The sequence below is a fragment of the Cupriavidus sp. 8B genome, from assembly GCF_054589115.1.
In genome coordinates this window covers 1-7,233 of the sequence record NZ_BAAILO010000250.1, presented here as the reverse complement: position 1 = coordinate 7,233, position 7,233 = coordinate 1, and the positions used below count along the sequence as shown (strand labels likewise).

Annotated in this window: 9 protein-coding genes; 3 read left to right on the top strand and 6 right to left on the bottom strand. The window is 66.3% G+C overall.

Annotation, left to right across the window (positions count from 1 at the left end; translation table 11 throughout):
- Nucleotides 1–199 precede the first annotated feature (199 nt).
- Complete coding sequence (gene proC, locus ACYP5B_RS23960; protein ID WP_400101688.1) at nucleotides 200–1,024, bottom strand: pyrroline-5-carboxylate reductase; 825 nt, start codon at nucleotides 1,022–1,024, stop codon at nucleotides 200–202.
- Between the two features lie 44 nt (nucleotides 1,025–1,068).
- On the bottom strand, nucleotides 1,069–1,797 hold the full coding sequence (locus tag ACYP5B_RS23955; RefSeq protein WP_459571333.1) for a YggS family pyridoxal phosphate-dependent enzyme: 729 nt from the start codon (nucleotides 1,795–1,797) through the stop codon (nucleotides 1,069–1,071).
- A gap of 64 nt (nucleotides 1,798–1,861) precedes the next feature.
- Between ACYP5B_RS23955 and ACYP5B_RS23950 the strand changes: the two genes are divergently transcribed.
- From ACYP5B_RS23950 to ACYP5B_RS23940, 3 genes are all read left to right on the top strand, one after another.
- Complete coding sequence (locus ACYP5B_RS23950; protein WP_150985964.1) at nucleotides 1,862–2,905, top strand: type IV pilus twitching motility protein PilT; 1,044 nt, start codon at nucleotides 1,862–1,864, stop codon at nucleotides 2,903–2,905.
- A gap of 34 nt (nucleotides 2,906–2,939) precedes the next feature.
- Entirely contained in the window at nucleotides 2,940–4,079 is a 1,140-nt protein-coding gene (locus ACYP5B_RS23945) for a PilT/PilU family type 4a pilus ATPase (RefSeq protein WP_400101694.1), read from the top strand.
- Between the two features lie 84 nt (nucleotides 4,080–4,163).
- Nucleotides 4,164–4,655 carry a glutathione peroxidase gene (locus ACYP5B_RS23940; RefSeq protein ID WP_318230888.1) on the top strand — a complete coding sequence of 164 codons (492 nt, stop codon included), beginning with the start codon at nucleotides 4,164–4,166 and terminating at the stop codon, nucleotides 4,653–4,655.
- Between the two features lie 88 nt (nucleotides 4,656–4,743).
- Here the strand turns inward: ACYP5B_RS23940 and ACYP5B_RS23935 are convergent, their stop codons facing one another.
- From ACYP5B_RS23935 to ACYP5B_RS23920, 4 genes are all read right to left on the bottom strand, one after another.
- Nucleotides 4,744–5,433, bottom strand: coding sequence for a helix-turn-helix transcriptional regulator (locus tag ACYP5B_RS23935; RefSeq protein WP_267604360.1), 690 nt, complete (start codon nucleotides 5,431–5,433; stop codon nucleotides 4,744–4,746).
- Nucleotides 5,434–5,487: 54 nt separating this feature from the next.
- Nucleotides 5,488–5,853, bottom strand: a complete 366-nt coding sequence (locus ACYP5B_RS23930) for a VOC family protein (protein WP_267604359.1) — start codon at nucleotides 5,851–5,853, stop codon at nucleotides 5,488–5,490.
- Between the two features lie 79 nt (nucleotides 5,854–5,932).
- Nucleotides 5,933–6,655, bottom strand: a complete 723-nt coding sequence (locus ACYP5B_RS23925; protein ID WP_267604357.1) for an LrgB family protein — start codon at nucleotides 6,653–6,655, stop codon at nucleotides 5,933–5,935.
- Nucleotides 6,652–7,047, bottom strand: coding sequence for a CidA/LrgA family protein (locus ACYP5B_RS23920; RefSeq protein ID WP_318230892.1), 396 nt, complete (start codon nucleotides 7,045–7,047; stop codon nucleotides 6,652–6,654). Before ACYP5B_RS23920 ends, ACYP5B_RS23925 begins: the two co-directional genes overlap by 4 nt.
- Between the last annotated feature and the right edge of the window lie 186 nt (nucleotides 7,048–7,233).

Sequence of the window (7,233 nt, the reverse complement as noted above, 5' to 3'; positions counted from 1 at the left end):
CGCCGGCGCTCGTCATGCCGTCGTGCTGGAAAAAACCACGGGCGTCGCTTTGAGTGGCTCCTAGCTAAGCCACCCCTCTCCCCGGCCCTCTCCCCCTGAGGGGAGAGGGAGACAGCCGTCGTCATCCCAGGCGGTTTTGGCCTTTTCGGCCGGCTCCGGCGAGCGCGCTGGGAGGTCACCCTGGCAGAAGAGCCTTCACTCAGTCCTTGCCAAACTCCGCACCCATTTGCGTCGCGCGTTCCGCCGCGGCGTGCATGGCTTTAACAAAGGCTTCGCCGATGCCGGCGGCTTGCATCGCCGTGAGCGCTGCATAGGTGGTGCCGCCCTTGGAGGTCACACGCTCGCGCAGCAGGCTGACCGGCTCGTCCGACTGCGCGGCCAGGGCCGCGGCGCCGCGGAAGGTTTCCACTGCCAGCGCGCGTCCTTGCGCGGTGCTCAGGCCGAGTTCCACGGCCGCCTTCTCCATGGCTTCGATGAAGTAGAAGACGTAGGCCGGGCCACTGCCGGAGATGGCGGTCACTGCGTCGATCTGCGCGTCGCCTTCCACCCATTCGCACTTGCCCACGGCTTCGGCCAGCGCACGGGCGATGTCGCGGTCTTGCTGCGCCAGCCCGGCTACGCCGGCCAGGCCGGTCATGCCCATGCCGGCCAGCGCCGGTGTGTTGGGCATGGCGCGCACCAGGCGGGTGCGCCCGCCGAACCAGCGCTGCATGTCGGCCAGGCGGATGCCGGCGGCCACGCTCACGATCAGGCTGTCGCCCAGGTGCGGCAGCAGCGATGCCGCTGCCTCGCGGAACTGCTGCGGCTTGACCGCCAGCACGAGCACGTCGCTCTTGCCAAAGGCGGCGTCGGGCGCGCCTGCCGCATGCACCCCGAGGTCGCGCCGCAGCCGTGCCTGCGCTTCATCGAACGGATCGACCACGCGGATCGAGGTGGCCGGCACGCCCCGGGCGATCAGGCCGCCGATCAGGGCGGTGGCCATATTGCCGCCGCCGAGGAAACCAAAGGTGAGATTGTTGAGCATGTCGGTCTCTTGCTGGGAATCGTCTGGAAATAAGGGGGCGGCGTTCAGCCCGGCGTGGCCTGTGTCGCCTCGGGTGCCGTGGCATAGTCACGCGCGCCGAAAATGGCGGTGCCGATGCGCACCACGGTAGCGCCCTCGGCAATGGCGGCCTCCATGTCGGCGGACATGCCCATCGACAGGGTGTCCACATCCAGCCCGGCGGCGCGCAAGGTGTCGAGCAGGGTGCGCAGCGCGGCAAACGGCCGGCGCTGGGCCGCCGCGTCGCTCTGCGGCGCCGGAATGGCCATCAGGCCGCGCAGCCGCAGCCCGGGCAGCGCAGCCACGGCGCGTGCCAGCGCGGGCACTTCGTCTGGCGCGACGCCGCTCTTGCTGGCTTCGCCGCTGATATTGACCTGCAGGCAGACTTGCAGCGGCGCCATGCCGGCGGGGCGCTGCGCCGACAGCCGCTCGGCGATGCGCAGGCGGTCGATGGCATGGACCCAGTCGAACTGCTCGGCTACGGCACGCGTCTTGTTGCTTTGCAGGGGGCCGATGAAGTGCCAGCTGATCTGGTCGCGCAAGCCGCCAAGCTGTGCCATCTTGTCCACGCCTTCCTGCACGTAGTTCTCGCCAAAGGCGCGCTGGCCGGCGTCGAACGCGGCCTGCACCGCGGCAGCGGGGAAGGTCTTGGAAACCGCCAGAAGCGTGACTACACCGGCCGGTCGACCGGCCTGTTGTGCGGCTGCCGCGACGCGCCGGTTGACGGCTTGCAAGTTGGCGGCGATTACAGACATAATCCGGCGAACATATCAAGAAGTACAACAAAAGGTACGACAAAAAAGGGTGGGGTCATTATAGATGGACATCGCGCAGCTATTAGCTTTCGCCGTCAAGAACAAGGCGTCCGATCTCCATCTCTCGGCAGACATGCCGCCGATGGTGCGTATCCACGGCGATATGCGCCGCATCAATGTGGCCGCGATGGGCCACAAGGATGTCCATGCCATGGTGTACGACATCATGAGCGACACCCAGCGCAAGCAATATGAGGAACGGCTGGAAATCGACTTTTCCTTCGAAATCGCCAGCCTGTCGCGTTTCCGGGTCAATGCCTACAACACGCAGCGCGGCGCCGCCGCGGTGTTCCGGACCATTCCCTCCAAGGTATTGACGCTGGAGGACCTGCGCGCGCCGGCGGTGTTCGCCGACCTGTGCATGAAGCCGCGCGGCCTGGTGCTGGTGACCGGGCCCACGGGTTCGGGCAAATCCACCACGCTGGCGGCGATGGTGGACCACCGCAACGATCACGACATGGGCCACATCCTCACGGTGGAGGATCCGATCGAGTTCGTGCACACGTCCAAGAAGAGCCTGATCAACCAGCGCGAGCTGGGGCCGCACACGCATTCCTTCGCCAATGCGCTGCGCTCCGCGCTGCGCGAGGATCCCGATGTGGTGCTGGTGGGCGAGCTGCGCGACCTGGAAACCATCCGCCTGGCGCTGACCGCGGCCGAAACCGGCCACCTGGTGTTCGCCACGCTGCACACCAGTTCGGCGGCCAAGACCATTGACCGGGTTGTCGACGTGTTCCCGCCCGAAGAAAAAGACATGGTGCGCACCATGTTGTCCGAGTCGCTCGAAGCGGTGATCTCGCAAACGCTGCTCAAGACGCGCGACGGCAACGGCCGCACGGCGGCGCACGAGATCATGATTGCCACGCCGGCGATCCGCCACCTGATCCGCGAGAACAAGATCGCGCAGATGTACTCGATGATGCAGACCAGCAGCGGGCTTGGCATGCAGACGCTGGACCAGTGCCTGTCGGACCTGATCAAGCGCGGCATCATCAACTACAACGATGCGCGCGCCATCGCCAAGAACCCCGACTCATTCACGGGCTGAGGCGAGTCCGCCGCATCCGAACCAGGACACCGCCATGCTCGATCGCGAATCCGCCGCCAAGTACATCAACGACCTGCTCGAGCTCATGGTGGGAAACCGCGGCTCGGACCTGTTCATCACCGCCGACTTTCCGCCCGCCATCAAGGTCGACGGCAAGATCACGCCGGTCTCGCAGCAGCCGCTCAATCCCACCCAGGCGCTTGGCCTGGTGCGCTCCATCATGAACGAGCGTCAGGCGAGCGAGTTCGACGGCAGCCGCGAGTGCAACTTCGCCATCTCCGTGCCCAACGCCGGGCGCTTTCGCGTTTCCGCGTTCATCCAGCAGGGCAAGGCGGGCATGGTGGTGCGTACCATCAATACGCGCATCCCTTCGGTGGAAGATCTCGACCTGCCGCCGGCGCTGCATGACATCGTGATGTCAAAGCGCGGGCTGGTGATCGTCACCGGCGCCACCGGCTCGGGCAAGTCGACGTCGCTCGCCGCCATGCTCGATCACCGCAACGCCCATTCGTACGGGCACATCATCACCATCGAGGACCCGATCGAATACGTGCACGCGCACCAGAACTGCATCGTCACGCAGCGCGAGGTCGGCATCGATACCGACTCCTGGCACGTGGCGTTGAAGAACACCTTGCGCCAGGCGCCCGACGTGATCCTGATCGGCGAAATCCGCGACCGGGAAACCATGGAATACGCGATGCAGTACGCGGAAACGGGCCACCTGTGCCTGGCCACCCTGCACGCCAACAATGCCAACCAGGCCATCGACCGCGTGGTCAACTTCTTCCCCGAGGAAAAGCGCCAGCAGTTGCTGATCGACCTGTCGCTCAACCTGAAGGCGATGGTGTCGCAGCGCCTGTTGCCACGCAAGGGGCAGAAGGGCCGCGTGCCGGCGGTGGAGATCATGATCGGCACGCCGCTGGTGGCCGACCTGATCTTCAAGGGCGAGATCCACGCGCTCAAGGAAGTCATCAAGAAATCGCGAGAGCAGGGCATGGTGTCGTTCGACCAGGCGCTGTTCGACCTGTACGAAGCCGGCAAGATCACCTACGAAGACGCGCTGCGCAACGCCGACTCGCTCAACGACCTGCGGCTGATGATCAAGCTGCACGGCACCCTGGACCGCGAGACCGACCTGGGCGCCGGCACCGAACATCTGAACGTGATCTGAGCACGCACGGCAGCATCGCCTAGTACACTGTCCGGCGCAGGACGCGCATCGCCGTGCGCCGCCGTGCCACCCGAGGATTCCGTCATGAGCAATGTCTACCAGTTCGAAGCCAGTTCCCTGGCCGGCCAGCCGGTGCCGCTGTCGCAATTCAGCGGCAAGGTGCTGCTGATCGTGAACACCGCCAGCGAGTGCGGCTTCACGCCCCAATATGCCGCCCTGCAGGCGCTGCAGGAACAGTATGCAGGCAGTGGCCTTGAAGTGCTGGGTTTTCCCTGCAACCAGTTCGGCAAGCAGGAGCCGGGCGACGCAGCGCAGATCGGCCAGTTCTGTGAATCGCGCTTCCACGTCACCTTCCCGATGTTCGGCAAGATCGACGTCAAGGGCGACAACGCGCATCCGCTGTATCGATGGCTGACCTCGGAGAAGCCGGGCGTGCTTGGCCTGGAGGTGATCAAGTGGAACTTCACCAAGTTCCTGCTGCGCCGCAACGGGACGGTGTTCAAGCGCTACGCGCCCACCACCAAGCCCGAGGACATCAAGCGCGACATCGAGACGCTGCTGGCCGAGCCGGCCTAAAGGCGCATCCTGCAGGTGCCCACAGCCTCGCGTGAAGCGGGGGTCGATGTTATCCGCGCGCCCCTTGGCCGATCAGCCGATCAGCCGGCTAGCCGCTGGTGTGCTGCACCGCACGCAGGAAGCCGTTGAGCGAGCGGTCGGGCGTTTCGTGGAAGCGTTCGTCCAGCATGACGATGCCGCGGCAGCGGTCCAGGCGGAAGCTGCGATAGTCGGTGCGCGTGGTGCACCAGGCGGCCAGCAGCCAGCTATTGCCCCAGAAAAACAGGCCCAGCGGCTGCACGATGCGGTCGGTGGCGCGTTGTTGCGCGTCGGTATAGTCCAGGCGCAGCAGGCGTTGCGCGTTCATGGCGCCGTGCACCACGTCAAACGCGTCACGCACCTGCGGGAGGTTGACGAATTCGGGGGCGAACACGCGGCTTTGCTGCGCCGCATGACGCCGCGCGGGCGGCAGCGCCGCCACCAGCTTTTCCAGCGCGGGATCGGCGGCGGCGGCCAGCGCGCCGCCGCCCCAGGCCTTGAGCAGGCGCAGCCCTGCCACCAGCGCCTCGACTTCGATCGCGGTAAACATCAGCGGAGGGACGTCATAGTCGGCCCGCAACCGGTAGCCGATGCCCGCTTCGCCCTCGACCGGAACGCCCGACAGCGACAGCGCCTGGATATCCCGGTACACCGTGCGCTCGGACACCCCGAGCCGCTGCGCCAGCAGCGCCGCCGTGGTGAGGCGGCGCCCCCGCAATACCTGGACGATCTGGAAAAGGCGGTCAGCGCGGCGGCTCATCGAGGCTTCATCTTGGTGCTATGCGGGTATTGGTAAAGCGGTTGCGGTAGCCGATCAGCCTGCCAGCGGCTGGTGCAGGCCGACGCGATTGCCTTCGCTGTCGATGATATGCGCAATATGGCCGATATCGCCAGGCAGCTGCAGCGGGCCGAACACGGTCTTGCCGCCGGCCGCCGTGACACGCGCCAGCAGCGCCGTGAGCTGCGGCGTGTGCAGGTAAGGCAGGCAGCCGTCGGCCGAAGGGCGGTAGCCCTCGCCAGCCACCAGTGCGCCACCAGGCTCATGGTTGGCAAACACAGCCATGTCGATCTGCGCCATGGTTTCGCGCTTGAGGGTGGTCTCGAAGGCCTGTTCGTAGAACCGGATGGCACGGGCCATGTCCGTGACAGGGATTTCAAGCCAGTTGATCAGTCCGCTCATGATGGTCTCTCTTTCTCTCAGGGGTGATGGAGAGACGGATCATGCGCGGGGGCTCCTGACAACGTCCTGTCAGCAGGGATCAGCGCGGCATCCATGCCGCCAGCATCGGCACGATCACGGCGGTCAGCACGCCGTTCAGGCCCATGCCGAGCGCGGCGAAGGCGCCGGCCTCCTGGTTGACCTGGAAGGCGCGCGCGGTGCCGATGCCGTGCGCTGCCACGCCGGTGGCGAAGCCGCGCACGGTGTAGTCGGAAATGCGCAGCAGGTTCAGCAGCTTGGTGGCGCTGACCGCGCCGATGATGCCGGTGGCCATCACCAGCACGGCGGTCAGGGAGGGCAGGCCGCCGATCTTCTCGGCCACGCCCATGGCGATCGGGATGGTGACCGACTTGGGCGCGAGCGAGCGCATGGTCTCGGGCGACGCGCCCAGCAGCCAGGCGATGCCGACGGCCGATACCACCGCCACCAGCGATCCCGCCAGCAGTCCGCCCAGCAGCGGGAACACGTGCCGGCGCAGCTTGGGCAGCTGCATGTAGAGCGGCACGGCCAGAGCGACGGTAGCCGGCCCGAGCAGGAAGTGGACGAACTGCGCGCCATCGAAATAGGTCTTGTACGGCGTGCCGGTCACCGTCAGCAGGGTGACCAGGATGGCGACCGCGATCATCACGGGATTGGCCAGCGGCGAGAAGCGCGCGCGCTCATAGACGCGGAACGCGAAGACATAGGCCAGCAAGGTGGCGGTCAGGCCGAGCAGCGGGCTGGCCGCCAGGTAGACCCAGATCTCGTTCAGGCGCGGCGTCATGCTTGTTCTCCCGAACCGGCCTGCGCGCCGGGCGCGACGGCATCCTCGGGCGGCCGCGCACGGCCCATCAGCGCGCGCGCCACCAGCGCGGTGGTGGCGATCGCCAGCCAGGTGGACAGCACCAGCGCCACCACGATCGGCAGCCACTCCCCGCCGATGCGGTGCGCGTGCACCATGATGCCGACGCCGGCCGGCACGAACAGCAGCGACAAGTGCTTGAGCAGCTCGGACGTGGTCCCCTGGATCACCGGCAACAGCCGGTCGTCGAACGTAAGCCAGCCGAACAGCAGGATCATGCCGATCACCGGCCCGGGCACGGGCAGGCTCAGGGAATAGCTGAGCGCTTCCCCGAGGGATTGGAAAACCAGCAGGATGGCGAAGGTCTGGAGCATGCGGGTGTGGGGCGAGGACAGCCGGGATTGGAGCCCTCGCATGGTAACCCGGAGCGGGCCCTTGCTCCAGCGGGTTTGCTATGTCAAGAGCAACGGCTTAACGTCAAAGTCAAAGGCAGTTTCACCTCCCCTGCGGGGAGGCGACCTACTTTCTTGTCTCGCCAAGAAAGTAGGCAAAGAAGGCGA